This is a genomic window from Labrys sp. HAY1-8F, assembly GCF_056754975.1.
In genome coordinates this window covers 1,766,291-1,788,906 of sequence record NZ_JBPGWZ010000002.1, presented here as the reverse complement: position 1 = coordinate 1,788,906, position 22,616 = coordinate 1,766,291, and the positions used below count along the sequence as shown (strand labels likewise).

24 protein-coding genes and 1 riboswitch are annotated in these 22,616 nt (G+C 63.9%); of the genes, 11 read left to right on the top strand and 13 right to left on the bottom strand.

Going from position 1 to position 22,616, the window contains the following annotated elements; translation table 11 throughout:
* The first annotated feature begins 2 nt into the window (after positions 1–2).
* From ACR9ZN_RS17265 to speD, 7 genes are all read left to right on the top strand, one after another.
* On the top strand, positions 3–683 hold the full coding sequence (locus ACR9ZN_RS17265; RefSeq protein WP_481272755.1) for a DUF4178 domain-containing protein: 681 nt from the start codon (positions 3–5) through the stop codon (positions 681–683).
* Positions 683–2,245 carry a DUF4178 domain-containing protein gene (locus ACR9ZN_RS17260; protein WP_481272754.1) on the top strand — a complete coding sequence of 521 codons (1,563 nt, stop codon included), beginning with the start codon at positions 683–685 and terminating at the stop codon, positions 2,243–2,245. Before ACR9ZN_RS17265 ends, ACR9ZN_RS17260 begins: the two co-directional genes overlap by 1 nt.
* Positions 2,242–2,442, top strand: coding sequence for a hypothetical protein (locus tag ACR9ZN_RS17255; RefSeq protein WP_454815322.1), 201 nt, complete (start codon positions 2,242–2,244; stop codon positions 2,440–2,442). Before ACR9ZN_RS17260 ends, ACR9ZN_RS17255 begins: the two co-directional genes overlap by 4 nt.
* Positions 2,443–2,451: 9 nt before the next feature.
* Positions 2,452–2,679: a DUF350 domain-containing protein gene (locus ACR9ZN_RS17250; RefSeq protein ID WP_434957692.1), complete on the top strand. Its 228-nt coding sequence runs from the start codon at positions 2,452–2,454 to the stop codon at positions 2,677–2,679.
* 167 nt (positions 2,680–2,846) lie between these two features.
* Positions 2,847–4,355, top strand: coding sequence for a polyamine aminopropyltransferase (locus ACR9ZN_RS17245; RefSeq protein WP_454815320.1), 1,509 nt, complete (start codon positions 2,847–2,849; stop codon positions 4,353–4,355).
* Positions 4,356–4,397: 42 nt separating this feature from the next.
* Positions 4,398–6,086 carry an FAD-dependent oxidoreductase gene (locus ACR9ZN_RS17240; protein WP_481272753.1) on the top strand — a complete coding sequence of 563 codons (1,689 nt, stop codon included), beginning with the start codon at positions 4,398–4,400 and terminating at the stop codon, positions 6,084–6,086.
* A 69-nt stretch (positions 6,087–6,155) separates the two neighbouring features.
* Entirely contained in the window at positions 6,156–6,521 is a 366-nt protein-coding gene (speD, locus tag ACR9ZN_RS17235) for an adenosylmethionine decarboxylase (RefSeq protein ID WP_481272752.1), read from the top strand.
* Positions 6,522–6,540: 19 nt separating this feature from the next.
* Here speD and ACR9ZN_RS17230 read toward each other — a convergent pair whose 3' ends face one another.
* The 8 genes from ACR9ZN_RS17230 to ctrA form a co-directional block, all read right to left on the bottom strand.
* Positions 6,541–6,942 (bottom strand): hypothetical protein, encoded by a 402-nt coding sequence (locus ACR9ZN_RS17230; RefSeq protein WP_454815314.1) that lies wholly within the window; start codon positions 6,940–6,942, stop codon positions 6,541–6,543.
* A 70-nt stretch (positions 6,943–7,012) separates the two neighbouring features.
* Complete coding sequence (gcvPB, locus tag ACR9ZN_RS17225) at positions 7,013–8,578, bottom strand: aminomethyl-transferring glycine dehydrogenase subunit GcvPB (RefSeq protein ID WP_481272751.1); 1,566 nt, start codon at positions 8,576–8,578, stop codon at positions 7,013–7,015.
* Entirely contained in the window at positions 8,578–9,918 is a 1,341-nt protein-coding gene (gcvPA, locus tag ACR9ZN_RS17220) for an aminomethyl-transferring glycine dehydrogenase subunit GcvPA (protein ID WP_481272750.1), read from the bottom strand. The genes gcvPB and gcvPA overlap by 1 nt, the downstream gene beginning before the upstream one ends.
* A 3-nt stretch (positions 9,919–9,921) precedes the next feature.
* Positions 9,922–10,293 carry a glycine cleavage system protein GcvH gene (gene gcvH, locus ACR9ZN_RS17215; protein WP_322430885.1) on the bottom strand — a complete coding sequence of 124 codons (372 nt, stop codon included), beginning with the start codon at positions 10,291–10,293 and terminating at the stop codon, positions 9,922–9,924.
* A 24-nt stretch (positions 10,294–10,317) separates the two neighbouring features.
* Positions 10,318–11,469 (bottom strand): glycine cleavage system aminomethyltransferase GcvT, encoded by a 1,152-nt coding sequence (gene gcvT / locus ACR9ZN_RS17210; RefSeq protein WP_481272749.1) that lies wholly within the window; start codon positions 11,467–11,469, stop codon positions 10,318–10,320.
* Positions 11,470–11,626: 157 nt separating this feature from the next.
* A riboswitch (glycine riboswitch) is annotated at positions 11,627–11,732 on the bottom strand.
* Positions 11,733–11,823: 91 nt separating this feature from the next.
* Positions 11,824–12,420, bottom strand: a complete 597-nt coding sequence (locus tag ACR9ZN_RS17205) for a hypothetical protein (RefSeq protein ID WP_434957684.1) — start codon at positions 12,418–12,420, stop codon at positions 11,824–11,826.
* Positions 12,421–12,515: 95 nt separating this feature from the next.
* Positions 12,516–13,298: a 5'-methylthioadenosine/adenosylhomocysteine nucleosidase gene (locus tag ACR9ZN_RS17200; protein WP_454815306.1), complete on the bottom strand. Its 783-nt coding sequence runs from the start codon at positions 13,296–13,298 to the stop codon at positions 12,516–12,518.
* Positions 13,299–13,465: 167 nt separating this feature from the next.
* A complete protein-coding gene (ctrA, locus tag ACR9ZN_RS17195; protein WP_434957682.1) occupies positions 13,466–14,167 on the bottom strand; it encodes a response regulator transcription factor CtrA in 702 nt (233 codons plus the stop codon).
* An 851-nt stretch (positions 14,168–15,018) separates the two neighbouring features.
* Between ctrA and fliJ the strand changes: the two genes are divergently transcribed.
* A complete protein-coding gene (gene fliJ, locus ACR9ZN_RS17190; RefSeq protein ID WP_434957681.1) occupies positions 15,019–15,378 on the top strand; it encodes a flagellar export protein FliJ in 360 nt (119 codons plus the stop codon).
* A 72-nt stretch (positions 15,379–15,450) separates the two neighbouring features.
* Here fliJ and ACR9ZN_RS17185 read toward each other — a convergent pair whose 3' ends face one another.
* The 3 genes from ACR9ZN_RS17185 to chpT are packed head-to-tail and all read right to left on the bottom strand — an operon-like array spanning position 15,451 to position 16,849.
* Positions 15,451–15,759 (bottom strand): hypothetical protein, encoded by a 309-nt coding sequence (locus ACR9ZN_RS17185; RefSeq protein ID WP_434957680.1) that lies wholly within the window; start codon positions 15,757–15,759, stop codon positions 15,451–15,453.
* A 54-nt stretch (positions 15,760–15,813) separates the two neighbouring features.
* Complete coding sequence (locus ACR9ZN_RS17180; RefSeq protein ID WP_454815303.1) at positions 15,814–16,194, bottom strand: RidA family protein; 381 nt, start codon at positions 16,192–16,194, stop codon at positions 15,814–15,816.
* 10 nt (positions 16,195–16,204) lie between these two features.
* Complete coding sequence (gene chpT, locus ACR9ZN_RS17175; RefSeq protein ID WP_454815301.1) at positions 16,205–16,849, bottom strand: histidine phosphotransferase ChpT; 645 nt, start codon at positions 16,847–16,849, stop codon at positions 16,205–16,207.
* 341 nt (positions 16,850–17,190) lie between these two features.
* Here chpT and cysQ point away from each other — a divergent pair, with 341 nt between their 5' ends.
* The 3 genes from cysQ (at position 17,191) to ACR9ZN_RS17160 (ending at position 20,410) form a co-directional block, all read left to right on the top strand.
* Complete coding sequence (cysQ, locus tag ACR9ZN_RS17170) at positions 17,191–17,997, top strand: 3'(2'),5'-bisphosphate nucleotidase CysQ (protein ID WP_441770402.1); 807 nt, start codon at positions 17,191–17,193, stop codon at positions 17,995–17,997.
* Positions 17,998–18,420: 423 nt separating this feature from the next.
* The gene (locus tag ACR9ZN_RS17165; protein WP_068286233.1) at positions 18,421–19,014 is read left to right on the top strand and encodes a DUF1134 domain-containing protein; all 594 of its coding nucleotides are present in this window, start codon (positions 18,421–18,423) and stop codon (positions 19,012–19,014) included.
* A gap of 223 nt (positions 19,015–19,237) precedes the next feature.
* Positions 19,238–20,410, top strand: a complete 1,173-nt coding sequence (locus ACR9ZN_RS17160; protein ID WP_481272748.1) for a hypothetical protein — start codon at positions 19,238–19,240, stop codon at positions 20,408–20,410.
* Positions 20,411–20,748: 338 nt separating this feature from the next.
* Here ACR9ZN_RS17160 and ACR9ZN_RS17155 read toward each other — a convergent pair whose 3' ends face one another.
* Together ACR9ZN_RS17155 and ACR9ZN_RS17150 are read right to left on the bottom strand one after the other, a co-directional pair.
* Positions 20,749–21,648, bottom strand: a complete 900-nt coding sequence (locus ACR9ZN_RS17155) for a pseudouridine-5'-phosphate glycosidase (RefSeq protein WP_441770404.1) — start codon at positions 21,646–21,648, stop codon at positions 20,749–20,751.
* Positions 21,645–22,583 carry a carbohydrate kinase family protein gene (locus ACR9ZN_RS17150; RefSeq protein ID WP_481272747.1) on the bottom strand — a complete coding sequence of 313 codons (939 nt, stop codon included), beginning with the start codon at positions 22,581–22,583 and terminating at the stop codon, positions 21,645–21,647. The genes ACR9ZN_RS17155 and ACR9ZN_RS17150 overlap by 4 nt, the downstream gene beginning before the upstream one ends.
* Between the last annotated feature and the right edge of the window lie 33 nt (positions 22,584–22,616).

Here is a 22,616-nt window from a genome sequence, read left to right as displayed (position 1 = left end):
CAATGCGTAAATTCGCCTGCCCTTCCTGCGGAGCGGATGTCGTGTTCCGGTCGGCGCAGTCGGTCTATGCCGTCTGTGCCTATTGCCAGTCCATGGTGGTGCGAACCGATGTCGACGTGACGTCGCTCGGCGTGATGGCGGCGCTGCCCGACGACATGAGCCCCCTTCAGCTCGGCACCGGCGGTGTCTTCGACGGGCAGTCCTTCACCATTATCGGGCGCCTGAAGATCGGCTGGAGCGACGGGCTGTGGAATGAATGGCACATGCTGATGGATGACGGCCGGGAAGGCTGGATCGGCGAGGCGCAAGGCTTCTTCTCGGTGAGCTTGGAGGCGGAGGAGACCTCCTGGGGCGGCGTGCGCGAGGCGCTGGATCGCTGCCGGCCGCTGCTGACGGCGAGCGAGAATGGCGCTGCCGACATAAGGCCGGGCTTTTCGGTGTCGGTGAATGGCGTTCAGCTCAGGGCCGTCGACATCAAGCTGGCGACCTGCCTGGGCTCGGAAGGCGAATTGCCTTTCGCAGCCCCCAAGGGCCGGCGCACCGTGTCGATCGATTGTGTCGGTGCCGATGGCGAATTCGCCACGCTCGAACATGATGGCGAGGAGGCCAGTGCCTATTGGGGTCGCTATCTCGAATGGGATGCCTTGCGCTTCTCCAATCTCAGGCCGCTGGAGGGCTGGTGATGGAGGAGCCTCTCGCACCGCCACCATCGGCACCATCCGTGCCTGCGCCGCGGCCTCCCGGTCGGCCGCGAACCTTTGCCTGCCCCAATTGCGGCGGGTCGGTGACGCTGCGCGCCGTCGGCCAGTCGATCAGCGCCACCTGCAGCCAGTGCTCCTCGCTGATCGACGTCGCCGACGAGAATCTGCGCATCATCCAGAAGGCCGAGGCCGCGCTCGAACCCTCGGAGATTCCGATCGGCACCCGCGGGCGGTTGCAGGACGTCGAATGGGAGGTCGTCGGCTATATGCGCCGGAGCGACCGGACTGGATATTACGAGTGGATCGAATATCTGCTCTTCAATCCCTATCGGGGCTATCGCTTCCTGGTTCGGGAAGCCGGCCATTGGACCGTGGTGAAGATGCTCACCCGCGACGTGCCGGCGGCCGGCAGCACCATCGACCTCACGGTCGAGGGGCGGTGCTACGCCTTCTTCAGCAAGGGGCAGGCGCGCACCAAATATGTCGCCGGCGAGTTCTATTGGCGGGCTTCCACGGCGGATGTCACCGAGACGGCTGATTATATCGCGTCGCCTCATCGGCTGATGGTGGAGAGCAACGACGAGGAAATCATCGTCTCCGAAGGCATCTATCTCGAACCCAGTCAGGTGGCCGAAGCCTTCAAGCTGCCGCTTGCGGACGAACGCCATGGACCCGGCGTCAACCAGCCCAATCCGCACCGGCGCTGGCTGAGGGTACCGCTCGCCGCGCTCGGCGTGGCGACGCTGCTGCAGTTCGGCTCGCTCGCCCTCTCGCCCGGGCGCCAGGTCGCCTCGCAGACCTTCACCCTGACCTCCGCCGACAAGGGCAAGACCTTCGCTTCCGAGCCGTTCCGCCTCGACGGCCGTGGCAATGTCGAGTTCGAGACCAGCGCCGAACTGAAGGATGACTGGCTGGAGCTCGACGTCGCTCTGGTCAATGTCGAGACCAATCGCAGCTATCGCGCCACCCAGGGGTTGGAGAATTACAGCAGCGGGCGGGTCACCGAGCGCACCAGCGAATTGCTGGCGCCGGTGCCGGCGGGCACCTACAAATTGCTGATCGATGCCAATGCCGGCCTGTTCAGCAAGGTGGCGGAGACCACGCCGATGGTCGCGCGGGAGGATTATTTGCAGACCTGGCTGCGCAACAATGGCCAGGCCGGCAGTACACCTGCCTCGCAGCCCGCCATCGCCCCCGCACCGCCCAAGCCCCTGCCTTCGGAGACGTTCACCGTGACGGTCCGCCACGACGTGCCGATCTGGTCGAACTATCTCGGTGCCGTCGGCCTCCTGGCCGTTGGTGCCGGCTTCGGTTTCTTCCGGGACAGGCGTTTCGAACAGAACCGCTGGGAACAGGGTGGCATCGATGAGGAAGCGCCCTCGGTTTCCGGCAGTCTGGCGGCGGGAGGCTTCATCGCCGGCGGCGCCAGCAGCGACTCCGATTCCGGAACCGGCAATTGGTGGTCGTCGAGCGACGACGATGACGACGATAGTTCCTCGTCCAGCGATGATTCCAGCAGCAGTTCCAAAAGCGAGGACACGTGAGCAGGATGCAGATGATCTACGCCGCTGCGGTCGTGTTCGGCATGACCCTCGGCAATTTCGGCGGCTATTCGCTGGCCACTATGTGGCACGGCAAACAGACGACCAGCCGCGGCATCAGGAGCAGCGACGATGGCGGCTCCTCCGGCTGGTTCGGCGGCGGTAGAAGCTCCGGCGGCGGCTATTCATATCATAAATAGGGGGCTTTCATGGATGTCTCGGGCCTGATCGAACTGAAATATGTGGTTGCCTCGCTGGTCTATTCCGGCATCGGCCTCGTCGTCTTCGTCATCGCCTTCTGGCTGCTCGACCTGCTGACCCCGAAGGTGCAGGTCTGGAAGGAATTGTGCGAGAAACGGAACACGGCGCTGGCGATCTTCCTGGGCGCCGTGGCGCTCGGCATCGCCATCATCATTGCCTCGGCCATCCATGGCTGATGGCGTGTCAGGCATGAGGGTCATGATTTGGCCCTTGCCGTCATTGCGAGCGCAGCGAAGCAATCCAGCCGGTCTCACGCCGAGGCCTCTGGATTGCTTCGCTGCGCTCGTAATGACGTGAGGTTTGCGTGGCAATCCAGCCACAACGGTAATCCGAAGGCGCGTTCGTGGAAATCCTGCTGCTCTTCTCGGCCTTCGTGATCGCAACCTGCGGGCTGATCTACGAACTGATCGCCGGCACGCTGGCGAGCTATCTGCTCGGCGATTCCGTCACGCAGTTCTCCACCATCATCGGTACCTATCTCTTCGCCATGGGTGTCGGCTCCTGGCTCTCGCGCTATATCGAGCGCGACCTGCTCGGCCATTTCGTCCGCATCGAACTGCTGGTCGGGGCGGTCGGTGGCAGTTCGGCTGCTGCCCTCTTCATCCTGTTCGACCATGTCGCCTCTTTCCGCCTCTGGCTCTATTCCCTGGTCGGGGTGATCGGCATCCTGGTCGGCATCGAGATTCCGCTGCTGCTACGCATCCTGGAAGGGCGGCTCGCCTTCAAGGACCTGGTCTCCAAGGTCTTCACCTTCGACTATATCGGTGCGCTCTTCGCCTCCCTGCTGTTTCCGCTGGTGCTGGTGCCCTATCTCGGCCTGATCCGCTCGGCCTTCCTGTTCGGCATCCTCAACACCCTGGTGGCGATCTGGGTGCTGTATGCCATCAAGGCGCCGATACTCCGCCGCGGCGCACACAAGGTGGCTGCCTTTGTCGTTCTGATCGCGCTCGGCGCCGGCTTCATCTGGTCCGAACGCATCCAGTCGGTAGCGGAGGCGAGTGCCTATCCGGGCACGGTTGTTTACGCCGAATCCACGCCCTATCAGCGCATCGTGGTCACGCGCCAGCAGCGCGACGTCCGCCTCTTCCTCAATTCGAACCTGCAATTCTCCTCGCTCGATGAATATCGCTACCACGAGGCGCTGGTGCATCCGGTGATGAGCGCGCTCAAGGCACCGCGCAGGGTGCTGATCATCGGCGGCGGCGACGGGCTGGCGCTACGAGAGGTCCTGAAATATCCGGCGGTCGAGGCGGTCACCATGGTCGATCTCGATCCGGCCGTGACTCGCCTGTTCTCGCACAACGAGATGATGACGGGCCTCAATGGGGGTTCGCTGTCCTCGCCCAAGCTAACCCTCATCAACGCCGACGCCTTCCTCTGGCTGCGCGAGCAGAAACCGGCCGAGATGCGCTTCGACGCGGTGATCATCGATCTGCCCGACCCATCCAATTTCTCGATCGGCAAGCTCTATTCGCTCACCTTCTACCGCCTCTTGAAATCGGCGCTGAACCAGGATGGCCTGGTGGTGATCCAGAGCACCTCGCCTTTGGTCGCGCGCAAATCCTTCTGGTGCGTCAACAACACGCTGGCGGCGGCCGGCTATCAGACCGCGGCCTATCACCTCTTCGTGCCCTCTTTCGGGGAGTGGGGCTTCATCATCGGCTCCTTCTCGCCCTATCATCAGCCGGACCGCCTGCCCGAGGGGCTGCGCTTCCTCGACCTCACGACCATGCAGGCGATGTTTCAGTTCCCACCCGACATGGCCCATGTCGCCACCGCCATCCAGCGCCTCGATGACCAGCCGCTGGTGCGCTATTTCGACGAGGAGTGGGGCAATTACCTCATTTATTAGACATTCGGCTTCGACCTTACCGCTTTCAGGGCGACTTTCACCGTGACCAGGATCAGCCGCAAGCAATTCCTCGCTTTGGGGGCCGCCTCGCTCGGCCTGGCCGGTGCCGGGCTGGTCGGCGGAGACTTGCTGGCGGGCAAGGGGTTGCCGGGAGGCGGCGAGGGCGGCGCTGTTCCCGGTGAATTGGTCGGCGCCTCCTCTCGCATCGGCCACAGGCTGCGGAGCGGTGGCTTCTCCGGCCCGGGGGAGATCCTGAAAACCGGCATCCTTATCGTGGGTGGGGGGATCGCAGGCCTCGGCGCGGGCTACCGCCTGGCCAAGGCCGGCTATGACGATTTCCTGCTGCTCGATATCGAGGCTTCACCCGGCGGCAATGCCGCCAGCGGCCGCAACGAGGTCTGTGCCTTCCCCTGGGGCGCCCATTACGTGCCGCTGCTCACCGAGGAGGCGAGGGCCGTCAGGGCGTTGTTCCATGATTTCGGCATCATCACCGGCTATGACGCCAAGGGCACGGCCATCTATGACGACTATGCCCTCTGCGCGGATCCCTCGGAGCGGCTCTATCGCTATGGGCGCTGGCAGGAAGGCCTGATGCCCGCTATCGGTCTCGACGCCGACGAAGAGGTCGACGGCAAGCGCTTCTTTGCCGCGATGAAGGCGTTTCGCCAGCGTATCGGCAGTGACGGCCGGCGCGCCTTCGCCATCCCGCTCGATCTGAGCTCGCAGGATGCCGATTTGATGGCGCTCGACGGCATCACCATGACGGCCTGGATGGAGCGGGAGGGGTATCGCTCGCCGTCCCTGGCCTGGTATGTCGATTATTGCTGCCGCGACGACTACGGCACGCGCTCGCGCGACGTGTCGGCCTGGGCCGGCATCCATTATTTCGCTGCCCGCAATGGCCGCGGCGCCGATGCCGAGGACCAGGGCCTGGTCACCTGGCCGGAGGGCAATGGCTATCTCGCGCGCCGCCTCGCCGAAGCGCTCGGTCCCCGCATACGGACGCGCTCCCTGGCCTACGCCGTCGAGACTAGCCACGCGAGCGTGGCCGGTCACGCGGGCGCGACCGGAGAGGGCGGCGTCGCCGTCGACGTCTGGGACGCGGCTCAAGACAAGGTCCTCCGCATCGAGGCGAAGGCCGCCATCCTGGCGACGCCGCATTTCGTCACGGCGCGGCTGCTACGCGACCAGAACCTTGCCGCCGGCTTCTCCTATGCGCCCTGGGCGGTCGCCAACATTACGCTGAGCCGCCTGCCCGGCGGCACCGGCGCCAATCTGAGCTGGGACAATGTCGTGTTCGACAGCCCCCTGCTCGGCTATGTCGTCGCCACCCATCAGATCACGCAGATGCGCCCGACCAGGACGGTGCTGACCTATTATTGGCCGATCAGCCATCTGCCACCCGAGGACGCCCGCCGCGAGGCTCTTGCCCGTCCCCTGGCGGAATGGCAGGCGGTCTTCCTGAAGGAACTCCTGGCCGTGCATCCCGAGCTCGAAGGCCATGTCGAGCGGGCCGACGTCTGGATCTGGGGACACGCCATGATCCGGCCGGTGCCGGGCTTCATCTGGGGCGGGCAGCGGCGGGCGGGACTGCAGCAGCGGCCGCCGGTCTTCACCGCCCATTCCGACATGAGCGGCGTTTCCATCTTCGAGGAAGCCTATACGCATGGCGTGCGTGCGGCCGAGAACGCCATGGCCTCTCTTGCCCATCCCTTCGAAACGGTGCTGTGATGGCGCGGGCAGAGCAGGGAAAGCCATTGGCAGTGCAGGCACAAACCTCGGGAGCCGAGCCAGAACTCGATGGCGGATGGAGCCGCCGTCCAGGCCCGGGCCTTTACCCCCGGCCTGCATCTGCTCATCGATTTCTGGGACTGCCAGGGCCTCACCGATGCCATGGGCATCGAGCACGCTTTGTGCAAAGCTGCGGCCGCCTGTGGGGCCACGGTGCTCGGCATCAAGCTGCACGGCTTCGGCGACACCGGCGGCATCACCGGCGTCGCGTTGCTCGCCGAATCCCATATCAGCATCCACACTTGGCCCGAGACCGGCTACGCCGCCCTCGACATCTTCATGTGCGGGCGCTGTGACCCCCGCCAGGCCCTGCCGGTGCTGGAGGCTCATTTTGCGCCAGGGCGGGTGAAGGTGAGCGAGCATCGGCGGGGATAGGGCAATTGCCCTGCAGGCATCAGCCCTCCTCGGTGCCCATATCGGCATCGGTGAGGTAGATCGTCTCGATCGTTCCCGATGGATGCACGCAATACCAGCTATAGGGGTTCAGTTCCTCGTCTGTGATGATTGAGCGGCAATCCGCGGCCTTCGAGAAATGGATGGCAAAGCGCCGCTCCTCTTCGAGCGAGTCCGGGCCGGGCTGCCAGACTTCGATCAAGAGCGGATAGGTTTCGCTCAGGGGCCGCACGATGACATGGACGTCGAGCGGCGTGTCGCTACCCGCATCCCAGCTCTCGATCATCTCGTCCTTGGAGCCGAAATAGGCGATCGTCCGGTCCGGCTCGAAATAGTGCCGGACAGCGCCTTTGATCGTCTCGGTATCGAGATGACGGTCGATGAAAAGCTGGAAGAAGCCCATGCCTTGCCCGTAGATGTAAAAATCCCGCCGGATCTGAGCCCGGCGGGAATGATCGTTTCCTATTTCGCCCCTATTCCGCTGCGTCCTTGATCGGCTCCGGCGGCGTCCAGCGCAGCACGGGCTGGCGGGCGGCCCTGGTTTCGTCCAGGCGCCGGCGCGGTGCGTGATAGGGGGCGCCGGAGAAGCGCTCCGTCTCGCCGCGCCTGGCGGCCAAAGCAAGGTCGCGCAGCGTGGCGATGAAGAGGTCGAGCGAGGCCTTGGATTCGCTCTCCGTCGGCTCGATCAGCATGGCGCCGTGCACCACCAGGGGGAAATACATGGTCATCGGATGATAGCCCTCGTCGATCATCGCCTTGGCGAAATCGAGCGTGGTCACGCCGGTGTCCTTGAGCCAGGTGTCGTCGAACAACGCTTCGTGCATGCAGGGCTGGTCGCCGAAGGGGGCGGACATCAAATCCTGCAGACTGGCGCGGATATAGTTGGCGGACAGCACCGCGTCCTCCGAGGCCTGCCGCATGCCGTCCGTGCCATGCGAGAGCATATAGGTCAGCGCCCGCGTGAACATGCCCATCTGGCCGTGGAAGGCGGTGAGGCGGCCGAAGGGCGTCTCGCCATTCATCACCTCTTCGGCCCGCTCGACCAGCACGCGGGCATTGACAACATAGGGGAAGGGCGCGAAGGGCGCGAGCTTGTCGGAAAGCACCACCGGCCCCGCGCCTGGCCCACCGCCGCCATGGGGCGTCGAGAAGGTCTTGTGCAGGTTGATATGCATGGCATCGACGCCGAGATCGCCGGGGCGGACCTTGCCGACGATGGCGTTGAAATTGGCGCCGTCGCAGTAGAAATAGGCGCCCGCCTCGTGCACCACATCGGCGATGGCACGGATATCACGCTCGAACAGGCCGCAGGTGTTGGGGTTGGTCAGCATGATCGCGGCGACGTGCGGCCCCAGCGCCTTCTTGATTTCGGCCGGATCGACGGTGCCGTCCTCGCGCACGGGGATGGATTCCACCGAAAAGCCGATCAAAGCGGCAGTGGCCGGATTGGTGCCATGGGCCGAATCGGGCACCAGCACGACCTTGCGCGTATCGCCTTCGCCCCTGGCCGCGATGGCCGCCTTGATCGCCATCATGCCGCAAAGCTCGCCATGTGCCCCGGCCTTCGGGCTCATCGCTACGGCCGGCATGCCGGTGAGGGTCTTCAGATAATGGGCGAGATGGTCGATCACCGCCAGCGCGCCGGGCACGGTCGAGATCGGCTGCAGCGGATGGATATCGGCAAAACCTGGCAGTCGCGCCACCTTCTCGTTGAGGCGCGGATTGTGCTTCATGGTGCAGGAGCCGAGCGGGAAAAGCCCGGTATCGATGCCGAAATTCTTCTGGCTCAGGCGCACGAAATGGCGCATCGCCTCCGGCTCGGAGAAGCCGGGCAGGCCGATCGGATCCTTGCGCTCGAAAGAACCGAGCCTCGGTTCGAACTCCTCGACCTCCTCGACGTCGACGCCGGTCACGTCGATGCGGCCGGTCTCGAACAGCAAGGCTTCCTCGATGATGAGGGCGCGATTGCCGGTGAAGGTGGGATGGGAAGCCTCGGCGCCTTCGCCGGGGGAGGAGGGGCGTCCCTGACGGTTCAACATCAGACCAGCTCCTTCAGGGCGCTCACGAGGGCGGTGCGGTCCTCGTCGGTATTCACTTCGGTGGAAGCGATGATCAACAGATCCTTCAGCTCGGCATTGGGCGACAGCCGCGAATAGGGCACGCCTCCCAGAATGCCCCTGGCGGCCAGCTTTTCTAAGAGCGAGGCGGCACTGCCGGGCACGCGGATGGCGAATTCGTTGAAGAAGCTCTTCTGGATGATCTCGATACCCTTCACCTTGGCCAGCATGTCGGCCAGCTTCACCGCATTGGCGTGGTTGACGAGAGCGAGCTTGCGCAGGCCCTTCTCGCCGAGCAGCGCCATGTGGATGGTGAAGGCGAGCACGCACAGGCCGGAATTGGTGCAGATGTTGGAGGTCGCCTTGTCGCGGCGGATATGCTGCTCGCGGGTGGACAGGGTCAGCACGAAACCGCGCCGGCCCTCGGCGTCCACCGTCTGGCCGCACAGGCGGCCCGGCATCTGGCGTACATATTTGTGCCTGGTCGCGAACAGGCCGATATAGGGCCCACCATAATTGAGGGCATTGCCGATCGACTGGCCTTCGCCGACCACGATGTCGGCGCCCATTTCGCCCGGCGATTTGACGAGGCCGAGCGAAACCGCTTCGGTGAACACCGCGATCAAGAGGGCGCCGGCCTTGTGCGCCGCCTCGGCGATCGGAGTAAGGTCGCGCAGATTGCCGAAGACGTCCGGGTTCTGCACCACCACGCAGGAGGTTTCCCCGTCGATTTCAGCGATCAGATCCTCGCTGCCGTCGACGTCGGCAGGCATGGCCACTTCGTGATGGCCGGCCATTTTCGAGATGGTGTGCACCACATCGGTGTAGTGCGGATGCAGGCCGCCGGAGAGGATCGCCTTGGAGCGGCGCGTGACGCGATGGGCCATCAGCACGGCCTCGGCCGTGCCGGTCGAGCCGTCATACATCGAGGCATTGGCGACTTCCATGCCGGTCAGCAACGCGACCTGGGTCTGGAACTCGTAGAGATATTGCAGCGTGCCCTGGGCGATCTCGGGCTGATAGGGCGTGTAGGAGGTGAGGAATTCCGAACGCTGGATCAGATGGTCGACGGTTGCCGGCACGTGGTGCTTGTAGGCGCCGGCCCCGACGAAGAAGGGCACCGAGGACGCCGTCACATTGCGCGAGGCGAAGGCGGTCATGATCTTCTCGACCGCCATTTCGCTCTTGGTATTGGGCAGAACGGGGGGCGCCTTCAGAAGCTTGTCGGCGGGGACGTTGGCGAAGAGATCGTCGATGCCGTTGACGCCGATCTTCGCCAGCATGGCGCTGCGATCATCGGCGGTCAGGGGTAGATAGCGCATGGATCAGGCTCCGATATGGGCCTTGTAGGCCGCATCGTCCATGAGGGCATCGAGCTCGGCCGGATTGGAGAGCTTTATCTTGATGAACCAGCCCTTACCGAGCGGGTCCTCGTTCACCGTGGAGGGAGAGTCGGGCAGGCCTTCGTTCGCCTCGATCACCGTGCCGGATACCGGGGCATAGACTTCGCTGGCGGCCTTCACCGATTCAACCACCGCGGCTTCGTCGCCCTGCTTGAGCACTTTGCCGGTGGCCGGAAGCTCGACGAACACGACGTCGCCGAGCTGCGACTGGGCGTAGTCGGTGATGCCGATCGTGGCGACGTCGCCCTCGACGGACACATATTCGTGGTCGCTGGTGAACTTGATCGTGGCCATGGTTTTCCTCAATCTCTGGATGGCTCAGGAACGGTGGAAGCGGTGCGGGGCGAAGGGCAGCGGTACGACCTGGATCGGCACATCCTTGCCGCGCAATTCGACGGTGAGGCCGGTGCCTTCGGCCGCCAGGGCAGGGGCCACATAGCCAATGGCAATGGGGCCGGCCACGGTGGGGCCGAAGCCGCCCGAGGTGACGATGCCGACGGTCTCGCCGGCCTTGTTCTTCAGGGCCGCGCCCTCGCGTACGGGCGAGCGCCCTTCCGGCTTGAGGCCGACGCGGATGCGAGCGGGCCCTTCCGCGATTTCGCGCTGGATGCGGGAAGCGCCGGGAAAGCCGCCCTGTTCGCGCCGGCGCTTCTGGATCGACCAGAGAAGACCGGCCTCGATCGGCGAGATCGTGGGATCGAGTTCATGGCCATAGAGGCACAGGCCGGCTTCCAGGCGCAGCGAGTCGCGGGCGCCGAGGCCGATCGGCTTGACCCGTTCGTCCGCGAGAAGCGTGCGCCAGAGCGCAACGGCCTTGTCGTTGGGAACCGAAATCTCGTAGCCGTCCTCGCCGGTATAGCCCGAGCGGGAGAGGCCGACCGCAATGCCGTCGAAGGTCGAGCGGTGGGAGGCCATGAAGGGCATGGCTGCAGCGTCCGGGCAATGATCCGCCAGCACGGTGGCAGCGAGAGGGCCCTGCAGCGCGAGCAGGGCATAGTCGGCGGCGACGACCAGTTGGGCGCTGTCGCCGATCTTATCGCGCAGGAGCGCAAAATCGGCTTCCTTGCAGCCGGCATTGACCACCAGGGCGAGCTTGCCGTCTTCGGCGGGGTCGGTCGAGCGCGCCACCATCAAATCGTCGAGCGTGCCGCCCTCATCGTTCAGGAACTGGGTATAGCGCTGGCGACCGGGGGCGAGATTGAGAATATCGGCCGGCACCAGGGTTTCCAGGGCGGCAGCGACGGCGTCATGGCTGTCGGCGATGAGATAGGCCTGCCCCATATGCGATACGTCGAACAGGCCGGCGGCGCTGCGCGTGTGGTTGTGCTCGGCGATGATTCCGGTGGGATACTGGACCGGCATGTCGTAGCCGGCAAACGGCACCATGCGCGCGCCGAGGGCGACATGCTCGGCATGAAGAGGAGTCTTCAGGAGCGTTTGCGGATCTGGGCTTGCGGCTGGCTCGGCCATGGGTACTCCGGCAAAAGGGTGCACGCCGGACGAATGTCCGGTTGTGCCCCCTCTGTCGCGGTTACCTGAGAGATTTCGCGATTCCGCACCCTGGGGAACCACTTACGCCCTTCGGTGAGCCCGAATGCTTGCGCATTCGTGCCGCTTTCCAGAGTTTCGTTCCCCCGCGGTCCGGGTGCCTGAGAGTTTCCGGGGCGGTTGCTCCTTCGGCGCCGGTCCGTGATTCCCAAGAGAATCAGACCGAACTCTTCCGCGGGGATCGGCCGAATGCCGGGAAGCTATCCCTGGCCTCACCTGTCGTCAACCCAACAGAATACGGCGCGATGAGAAAAGGTCTGAGGAATTTTAAGGCGCTCAGCCCCGCCGCTTTTTCTTGGTGACCGTGCCGCCCTTGCCGTCGAAACCGACCACGATGTCATAGGAACTGAGTGGCTGTTCGAGGCCGATGGTGATCGGTGCCGAGGTGTCGACCACCCGGAAACTGCCCGGGCCGCCGCCAGGCGTCGCCGCGGCTGAGACGCGGATCACCTTGGTGTAGACGGGCTTCTCGTCGCGGTCGCGGATGGTGATGCGCACCGGCGCCGAATAGCCGCCGCCCCCGGCCGAGGCGACATGGCCCTCCACGCCGATCTTGATGGTAACGGTATTGCCGCTGGCAAGGTCGCACTCACGGGCGAAATTGGTGATCGAGAATTGCGCGCTGGGAGGGCCATAGGCCGCAGCACCGGTAGGAATGTTGATCTGCGGGCATTCGGTATCGGGGTCGAAATCCACCCGCAGCGGCGCTTGGGAGGCGGTCTGCGTCTGCGTTGGCGCAGCCGTTTCCGTCGGCGTGCCATAGACACCGGTGATCATGCTGCTGGTGCAGCCGCCGAGAAGGAGCGCCGGGGCGACCACACCTGCCAACAGGGCGCTACGAGCCGCCCAGACGCCATACTGACTGCCAACCATCGTCACGCTCCGCTGAATGCACGGCGTCCTTATAGCATGCCGTTCGGCTTCGGCCAGTCCGGCAGGCGCGCGCATGCACAGGCCCTTCGGTCCGATTACCAGTCCGTGTGCTGCAGGAAGCGGCGCAGGATGTGATGGGAGTAAAAACTGGCGACTGTGGCGAGGAAAGCCGGAAAATCGACATGGGCATTGTCGTCGGCGCTGTCGGAGATGGTACGCAGCACGGCACAGGGCACACCATAGTCGTGGCAGATCTGGCCAACCGCTCCGCTTTCCATCTCGATGGCGAAAGCGTCCGGAATGTCGTTGCGCAGGGCTGCGACCGCGGCATGGCCGTTGACGAACTGGTCGCCGCTGATGATCAGGCCGCGATGGAGGCGGGGGGCGGCGAGAGCGAACCGTTCGCGAATCTCGGCGGAGAGCTGCGGCAGATCCTCGGCCAGGAAGGCCTCGATCGCCCGCGACAGGCTGTTGCTGATGGCGGCATCGGCGGCAAAGCGAGACATGCCCGTCAAGGGTACCTCATAGCGCGGGAAGATCGGCCTCGCGTCGAGATCGTGCTGGAGCATCGCATCACCGACCACGATATCGCCGACCTTCACCGATCGGGCCGCGCCGCCGGCCACGCCGACATTGAGGATGGCGCCGACCTGATAGGCATGGATGAGGCCCGCAGTGGCGGTGGCGGCGGCGACCTTGCCGACCCGCGAGAGCGTCAGCACGCAGGGACGGCCGAAGAGATGGCCGCTGTGATAATCCCTGCCGCCGATGCGCAGTGTCTGTGTGGCGCCGTCCTGCTTCATCAGGGCGAAAAGCGCTTCGGCCTCCTCAGCGAGCGGGACGAGAATGCCGAGGGGCGAGGTAGAAGAGATTGTCATGGGGGCTTCCGAGGGAGGGCGGTTCGGCGAAGGCGGGAACAGGCACCATAGGCCATTCGTTCATCGTCTTGATGTCAAGCCATTCCGAAGCGGCCGCCGGCCTTGCCAAAAGAAAAGGCCGGGACTGAGCCCGGCCACCTCGTCTCGTTCATGGGGGAGGCGCGGCGTCAGACCGCGATGCGCTCTTCGATCTCGTTGGGCTCGCGCAGCACATAGCCGCGACCCCAGACGGTCTCGATGTAATTGGACCCGTTGGTGGCGTTGGCGAGCTTCTTGCGCAGCTTGCAGATGAAGACATCGATGATCTTCAGCTCGGGTTCGTCCATGCCGCCATAGAGATGGTTGAGGAACATCTCCTTGGTCAGCGTGGTGCCCTTGCGCAGCGAGAGCAGCTCCAGCATCTGATATTCCTTGCCGGTCAGATGCACGCGCGAGCCATGGACCTCGACCGTCTTGGTGTCGAGATTGACCACGAGGTCGCCGGTGGCGATCACCGACTGGGCATGGCCCTTGGAACGGCGGACGATGGCGTGGATGCGCGCAACCAGCTCATCCTTGTGGAAAGGTTTGGTCAGATAGTCGTCGGCGCCGAAGCCGAGACCCTTCACCTTATCCTCGATGCCGGCAAGGCCTGATAGAATCAGGATCGGCGTCTTGACCTTGGCCACCCTGAGGGAGCGCAGAACCTCGTAGCCCGACATGTCGGGAAGGTTCAGGTCGAGCAGAATGATGTCGTAATCGTACAACTTGCCGAGATCGACACCTTCCTCGCCCAGATCCGTCGTATAGACGTTGAAACTCTCTGACTTGAGCATCAGCTCAATGCTTTGCGCCGTGGCGCTATCGTCTTCGACAAGAAGTACGCGCATCTCAATCCCCCACTGCGGCCTCGGAGGGTCGACCGCCGTCGCGAATGCGCAGACGGCACGGTGAAGTCACCTCGTCGATGATCAACCGCGACGCTACGCAGGCATGGTTAACAAATTGTGATTCTCTCATGCAAGCGAAACTTGAAAACAAGGTACAAAACTCCCTGTAACACATTGCCTGAAAGACAGATTCGGTGAGCAGCAAGCGTCAACATTCACATGAAGAAACCTGCCTAAGCGATTCAACCGACTCACCCATTCGCCGCAGGATTTGGACAAACGTGGCGGTGAGTTCGTTGACCGTTGTTAGGGATCATTAACGAGGCAGGTAAATTAATGGTTACCGTCGGGGCAGGTTCTTAGGGATTTAGAACGAATCAACAGCTTTCCTCGAGTGGCCCGTCCCATGGCGAGAGCGGCGGCTGCCTCATCGGCGAGGAAAGAGGCTGGCCGGTTCATTGCGGGGCCGCTTCATCGAATCTGCTTGCTTCTTCAAGCTGTTAGAAACAAGTGAACGCAGTATTAATTCTGCCGTCGCTGCCCAGTGTGAAGCATAGTGCCGACCGGAACCGGTAGTCTTTCCGCAGTCGGCCGCTCCCAGGAGAAATCTTAAGAAAAGCGGCCGCCGCATGGAGAAGTGATGTATCGACTTGGTAAATCATGGCGTGCGATTTTCTTGACTGTCGACTGTCCCGCCTTGGTTCGCGGCTTTTTTGCGGCGAGTAAGGAAGAATTCACGTCCATGCCGGATGGTGTGGGTCTTCGCCGGGCCGATGGCTTGGCGATCCGATTGTGCGGCCTGTCCTCCACCATAGGGCGGCGGGCCGATGCGGCTGATGGAGTAATGAGTAATGAAGTCGCGCGATACCCTTATTCGTCTCAAGCGCTTCCAGGCAGACGAGAGACGCCGCCAGGTCGTCCAGATCGAAACCATGGTGGCTGAGTTCGAGCGCATGGCAGCCGAACTGGACCGCGAAATCAAGGCTGAGGAAGCCAAGGCCGGCATCACCGATCCAAGCCATTTTGCCTATCCGACCTATGCCCGCGCAGCGACGGCGCGTCGGGACAATCTGCGTGGCTCTGCCGATGATCTGAAGGTCAAGCTGGAAGATGCCAGGAGCGCGCTCGCCGATGCCCTGGAGGATCTGAAGATGGTCGAGACGCTCGATGACCGCGAGAAGGCAAGCGAGCGCAGCATCGCCGCTCAATAGATACCGACGCTGGACGTACAGGCCCGGCCGGCCTCTGGCTTGGGTACCATCGGGATGATACGGGGCCGCCGCTCACTGCTTGGGTGTCGGCGGCTTGGTACTGGTGCAGCGCAGATCCTTGCGCACGCAGGCGATACCCGGGGTCGAGCACATCGGCTTGCCGTTCACCACCGCACAAATGATGCATTCATCGGTGATTTCAGTACAATCGGGGTGACCGGCGATGAAGGAAAACACGCGGTCGTCTGGGGCAACAGGCTGGGAAGGAGCCGGAGGCTCCGCCGGTTTGGCCTGATTGTCCTGCGCCAGCACCGGCCACCATCCCTGGCCGACGGTCAGCAGGGCCGCAGCCAAACACAGGCGGATCAGCACGCTGCGCATGAGACATACTCCCTGCAATCGGCCTTCTCGGTGGGGATCCTAGAGCAAAGTGCGTCAGCCGCGAAATGCCGTAACCTCGATTTCAACCTTGATCTCTGGCTTGATGAGATCGCAGATCAGCATTGTGGCTGCCGGCCTGATCTCGCCGAAGATCCGGCCAGTCACCGCCATCACGGTCTCCACATGCTCGGTGCCGGTCACATAATAAGTCGCGCGCACCACCTCGCTCATGGCAAAGCCGCCCTCGGCCAGCGCCTTTTCGATGGTCGCCAACGTGTTTTCGGTCTGGGCGGCGACATCTTCCGGCAGCGTCATGCTGGCATAATCATAGCCGGTGGTGCCTGAAACGAAGCACCAGTCGCCCTGCACCACGGCGCGGGAATAGCCGGCGCTGCGTTCGAGCGGCGAGCCGGTCGAGATCAGTTTGCGGGGCATGGATATTTCCTCACACCGGCGTGGCCGCGATGCGCACGCCGCCATCGATCGTCTCGACGGCGACGGACATGCCGGCGGCCCGGGCGATCAGCCCGGTATAATAGGGCTGGATCAGATGGCTATCGAGCGTGCCGTTCTCCGGCTCGCCCGCCAGAAGGTTGATCAGGCCGGGCGGAATGCGCGAATTGCCCCCGAGCGAGATCACCTCGAAGGTCGGAGCCTCGGGATCTCCCGTCACCTTGGCATTGATGGAGCCGCCGCGCGGAATGGTGGTGGTGGAGACCACGAGCAGGTTCAACAGCAGCTTGACCTTGTTCTTGGGCATGAACTGGCGCGGCGCCGACCAGCTGAGCGTCACCTTCTCGTCCTGGATGAAGCCCCTGGCCACATTCTCGGCATCGCCGAGGTCGATCGAGGCTCCGGCCGAGCCGGCGGCACCGAAGGCGATCCGTGCAAATTGCAGGCGGGCCGAGGCATTCCTGGAGCTTTTCTTGATCAGGTCGAGGGCGAAGGCCTTCATCGAGGCATCGTCCTCGTCCTCGAGGACCTCGAGCCCGTTGACGATGGCGCCGACCGGATTGATCACATCATGGCACACGCGAGAGCAGAGCAGGGCGGCCAGATCAAGCGCATCGAGTTGAAAACCAGCGGTCATCGCAGCACCCAGGGTAAATCAAGAGAGAATCAAGTCTCGGAAATAAGGTTTTCAGATAGACTCTGCCGCACGGGATGTGAAGGCGCTAAGCCGATTCCCCCTGATCGAGCCAGGCTCGATCAGGGGGAATCGGCACAATCTCAAACGGTTGCCGTGCTTCCCGATATCGCCCGTTCACGGGCGATATCGGGAGACTCTGCCTGGGCATTCCGCCGTTCCGTTCCGCGCTTTGTACAACCCAGAAGAGCGATCTCGAAGGGATGCGGAAAGGCAAGGCAGACCCAATATTCTTGCGGCATGGTGTCCATGAGACTAAACAGGCCCTGTTATCGGAGGCCCCTTTGAACCAGACCGCTCAGTCCTCGTCCCCGCTCGCTTCCACGCCCGATGCCATTGCGCGTGTCTTTGCCGACATTGCCCGTGAAGCGGGCGTCGCCATCATGCAGGTCTATGCCAAGGAATGCACTGCCCGCATCAAGGATGACCGCTCGCCCGTGACGGAGGCCGACGAACTGGCCGAGGCGATCATCCTGCGAAGGCTGGCGGATGTGATGCCTGATGTGCCGGTGGTGGCGGAAGAGTGCGCGGCCAAGGGCGTAATTCCCGAGGTCGGAACCCGCTTCATCCTGGTCGACCCGCTTGATGGCACCAAGGAATTCCTTCACCGCAACGGCGAGTTCACCGTCAACATCGCCCTGATCGAAGATGGCAGGCCGGTGGCGGGCTGCGTGTTCGCGCCGGCTGTGGATACGCTTTACGCTGGCGGCGACACGGCGTGGCGCGTGCAGGACGGCGTCGAAGAGTCGATCTCCACGCGGGCCTACCCGGCCGAAGGACTGACGGCCCTGTGCAGCCGTTCGCATCCTGACGCCAAGAGCGAGGCTTTTCTGGCTGAATACCCCATTGCCGACCGGCGCGAGGCGGGGTCATCGCTGAAGTTCTGCCGGGTTGCGGAAGGCGTCGCCGATGTCTATCCGCGCTTCGGGCCGACCATGGAATGGGATGTCGCCGCCGGCCATGCCGTGCTCTCCGCTGCTGGGGGGCAGGTTCTGATGCCCGATGGCGAAGATTTTCTCTATGGCAAGACCGAGGCCGGCTTCCGCAATGTCGCCTTCGTGGCCTGGGGCCAAGATACTCCCCGCAAATAAGACACGCCTCCCAAGCAAGACACGCCTCCCAAGCAAGACACGCCTCCCAAGCAAGACACTCCTCCCAAGCAAGACACTCCTGGCAAATAAGCTCGCTCCCCGTAAATAGCCAAGGTCGAGCCCTTGCGGCGGCCCCGCTCGATCCCGGGTCGGTGCAATCCTGCAGGCCTCCTTGCCTCAATCCTGCGTAAATCTAGCCATGCTTCCGGGCGTTTTGCCTGTTGGAATCGCGTGGTCGTATCGCCAAAGCCTCCTGCGATCTGGTGGCCTCACCGGGACCCGTGCGGACGCGTCGAAACGAAGAACGAGGGCAAGGCAGCGCTGCCTTGCAGACGCACTTTGCCCTTGGAAGCAATTTGTTAACGCTGATGGGCCACAAAATAGGGCTCACAGAGGCCAGACCCTCAGCCAACGAGGCTCGCGATGAACGATATTCTTCCCCGCCGCAAGGCTCTTACCATGATGGCCGGCATGGCTCTGTCCGCGACCGGCTTCGTCTCCCCGTCTCTGGCGCTTGCGCAGTCGGAGCGGCCGGAGCGCATCTCCTCCAACGAACTCGTCAATTCAGGCCATCGTTTCTTCGGCACCGTGTCGAGGGACCTGGCGCTCACCATTCAGAAGGCCGTGGCGCGCTGGGGTGAGCCCAACGGCTACATCCTCGGCCAGGAAGGCTCGGGCGCCTTCATCGGAGGGCTTCGCTACGGCGAGGGCACGATGTTCACCCGCAATGTCGGCGACCGCAAGGTCTACTGGCAGGGCCCCTCCGTCGGGTGGGATTTCGGCGGCGACGGCGCGCGCACCATGATGCTGGTCTACAATATGGACCGGATCGACGAGATCTACAGCCGCTTCCCCGGAATCGCCGGTTCAGCCTATATTATCGGTGGCTTTGGCATGACCGCGCTGGGCGATGGCAATATGATGGTGGTGCCTATCAAGTCCGGCGTCGGAGCCCGCCTCGGCATCAATCTGGGTTATCTCAAATTCACGCCGTCCGCGACGTGGAATCCCTTCTGATCACGCACAACCTTGCGGGATCCTGAGGGCGGTTGCTGGCTTTCATCTTGGCAGAAAAATGCCGATGCCAGCGCCGCCATCAGATCATCTAGGCAAACCGCACGTCATGGATGCTGGCGGGACATCGAAGTGCGATTTTAAGCACGCTGTGCGTTTTCACCCTGCAATGTCGTCGAATTGACGTATAGTACAGCGAAGATATCGCCGTACTGAGAACTCTGCCGTGCTCGATTATGCGATTGCCTTTTTCCTGGGAGGAGCGCTCGCCGCCCTGGCCGCATTGGCCATGGTGCCCGCGATCTGGGGCCGTGCGCGTCGCGTGATCCGCCGTGAAATGGAAACGGCGCTGCCCCTGTCGATGGCGCAGGTTCGGGCTGCTCAGGATCACGTCCGCGCGGAAGCGGCCATACGGCATCGCCGCCTTGAGCAGAAGGTTGAGAACGAGAGAGCCCGGCGCCATCAGCTCATGGCTGAACATGGCCGGCAGACCGAGCGGCTGCGCCGGCTCGAAACCCTGCTCGGAGTTGATGCTGCCAGGCTTGCCCAGATGGAAGAAGGTGCTGCCAACGCCCAGCGCGGCGTGCTCGCCGCCCAGCAGGATGTTGCAGCACTCAAGGCAGAACTGGCGGCAGCGCGGGTAACCATTGCGCTGCGCGACGACGAAGCGCTCGATCATGGCCGCGAACTTGCCTCGGCGCGGGGAAGCAATGACAGCCTGCGCATCGAAGTGGTCGCTCTTCGCACCAAGCTCGCTGCGGCGGAAGATGGCGCGGTTCTGCATCAGCATGAATTGCAGGAAGTGCTGGAACTGGCGTCCGGCAAGGATGATCGCCTCGCCACCCAGTCCATCGAGTTGATGCGGCGCGATACTGCGATCGCCGCCCTTGAGGCGCGCACGGCCTCGTTGCAGCGCGAATTGCAGACGATGGCCGACAGGAGGCAGGTGGCCGAAACGGAGAAATCGGACAGTCAGGTCCGGTTCTCGGATTGGGAGGCAGACCTGCGCCGCAAGGACGCCCTGCTGGCCGAGCGCGATGCGCGGCTTGCGCTGGCGGCCGGACGGGAGGCCGAACTGATCGCCGAGCTCAATCGCCTGCGCCGCAGCGCGGAGCCGAGCGCGGCCGAGGAAGAAATCGGTGCCCTCAAGATCGAGCGGGCTCGCTTGCAGGCCGAACTTGCCGCTCTTCGCGAAGAGGCTCATGAATCCTGGCTGCGCATCGAAGCCGACAACAGCCTGCTGCGGCGTGAAATGGCACAGGTCGCTGCCGAGATCGCCCGCGAGGCGGCGACCCGCAGGGCCGTCGGCGTGGTGCCCGGACCAGAGCGCCAGGCGGCGAACGATCTGGCGGCGAACGAGCCGCAGGCTGCAGACAGCCGGGAAGCCGCGCCCCGCTGACGGCGTTGCCCATGCATTCTCGGCTTGTAGTTATACCGACGCCTTTCAAGGTCTTTCGAATCTAAAACCCGGCGAAGGCTGGATAGGGCATTGCGACCCCTCATCTGCCCCCTCGGGGCACCCAGTCCACTCCAAGTGGAGTGGACGATACCCGCAAGGGGAGAAGGTGCTGGCAAGCGGATGAGGGGTTGCGCCGCTCTATCTGGACTTCAGAACTCAACATCTTGAAAGGGGTGGTCATCAGACCCGCCCCCCCAAATGCCGCCTCCCGTATCGGCTTGCCGTGAATCACTCTTTTCGCGACCCGGTATTTCGCGACCCGGTATAATGATCTCGGCTTAAAGCGCGGCGGCGATCTTCGCCGCCAGGCGCGCATTGTTTTCCACCAGGGCGATGTTGGCGATCAGGCTGCGCCCCTGGGTGAGGTCAAGCATGCGCGAGAGCAGGAACGGCGTGAGAGCCTTGCCGGAAATGCCCATGGCATCGGCTTCGTCCACGGCCGCCTCGATGGCGGGATTGATCTCATTGGCGGCGATCTCGTCGGCCAGCGGGATGGGATTGCCGACCAGCACGCCGCCATCGAGGCGCAATTCGGCGCGGGCGCGGATCAGGGCGGCGATGTCGGCGGGATCGTCGAGGCGCATCGGCGCCGCCAGGCCGCTCTTGCGGCTCCAGAAGGCGGGAAATTCGTCGGAGCCGTAACCGACAACCGACACGCCGAGCGTTTCCAGCGTTTCCAGGGTTTTGGGCAGGTCGAGAATAGCCTTGGCGCCGGCGCAGACGACGCAGACCGGCGTGCGCGCCAGTTCCTGCAGGTCAGCCGAGATGTCGTAGGTCTTCTCGACACCGCGGTGCACGCCGCCGATGCCGCCCGTGGCGAAGACGCGGATACCGGCACGGTCGGCGGCGATCATGGTGGCTGCCACCGTGGTGGAGCCGTTCTTCCTGGTGGCCACGGCATAGCCGAGATCGGCGCGGCTGAGCTTCAGGAAGCCCGTGGCCTGGCCCATGGCTTCGAGCTGGCTGTCCTCGAGCCCGGCATGGATGACGCCGTCCAGCACCGCGATGGTCGCCGGTTCGGCGCCTCCAGCCCTGACGGCAGCTTCGACCTTGCGGGCTGTCTCGACATTCTGGGGCCATGGCATGCCATGGGTGATGATGGTGGACTCGAGGGCAACCACCGGCTTGCCCTCGCGGAGGGCTGCGGCGACGGCGGGCGAATGGGTAATGGAGGTCATGGCTCTATCGTTTCGAGGGGATGGGAAAGGGCGTGGCGGGCCAGCACGGCCTGCATGGTGAGATCGGAGCGCACGGTCTGGGGTGATTCGACCGTAAGGGCGGCGGCGGCCATGGCGCGACGGGCTGCCGTGAGAAAGGTGTCGCCGGCGGCAAGACGCGCCAGCGTGCCCCCGGCCAGCGCATCCCCGGCACCGTTGACGTTGGTCGGGCGGGAGGGAAGCGCCGCGATCGGCGTGACCTTGCCTCCCTCCCAGGCGAGAGCCCCTCGGGGACCGAGCGTGAGCAGTCCGCGCGGCACCGGGCCGGCAGCGAGCCTGGCAGCCAGATCCCCCGCTTCGTCCTCGCTCCCGAGCAGGGCGCGCGCCTCGTAGAGATTGAGGAAGAGGATGTCGATCGCAGCCAGGATGGGTACGAGCTTGGCCAGTTTCTGTACCGAGACGGGCACGCAGGCGAGGGGACGGGCACCCTTGGCTTCTGCCACGGCCTGCAATGCAGCTGGCGGCAGGTTGGCATCGGCGAACACATAGCCATCCGAAGGGAAGGCAGCCAGCCGGGTGGCGATGGCTTCGGGCGCGATCCTGTCGAAAATCGCCATGTCGGCGAGACCGATCACCAGCTCACCCTCGCCGCTGAAGATGGCGGTGTAGGAGGCGGTCGTCCCCCCGCTTGCAGTGGTGACGCTGGTCATGTCGATGCCGGCCCGGCTGCTTTCCTCCACGACGCGACGCCCCTCCAGGTCGTCACCGACCAGCGACACGAGGCCGACATCGACGCCCAGGCGCGCCAGATTCTCCGCCACGTTACGGGCAACGCCACCCAGGCTGGTGCGCATCGTGCCGATGTTCGAGGTGTAGAGGCGCTCCTTCGCATCGGCGGTCTCGCCGACGCGGTCGATGACGCAGCCCCCTGCACACAGAACGGGACGATAGGCCATGCTTCCTCACGACGGGCAGCTCTTCGAGATGCC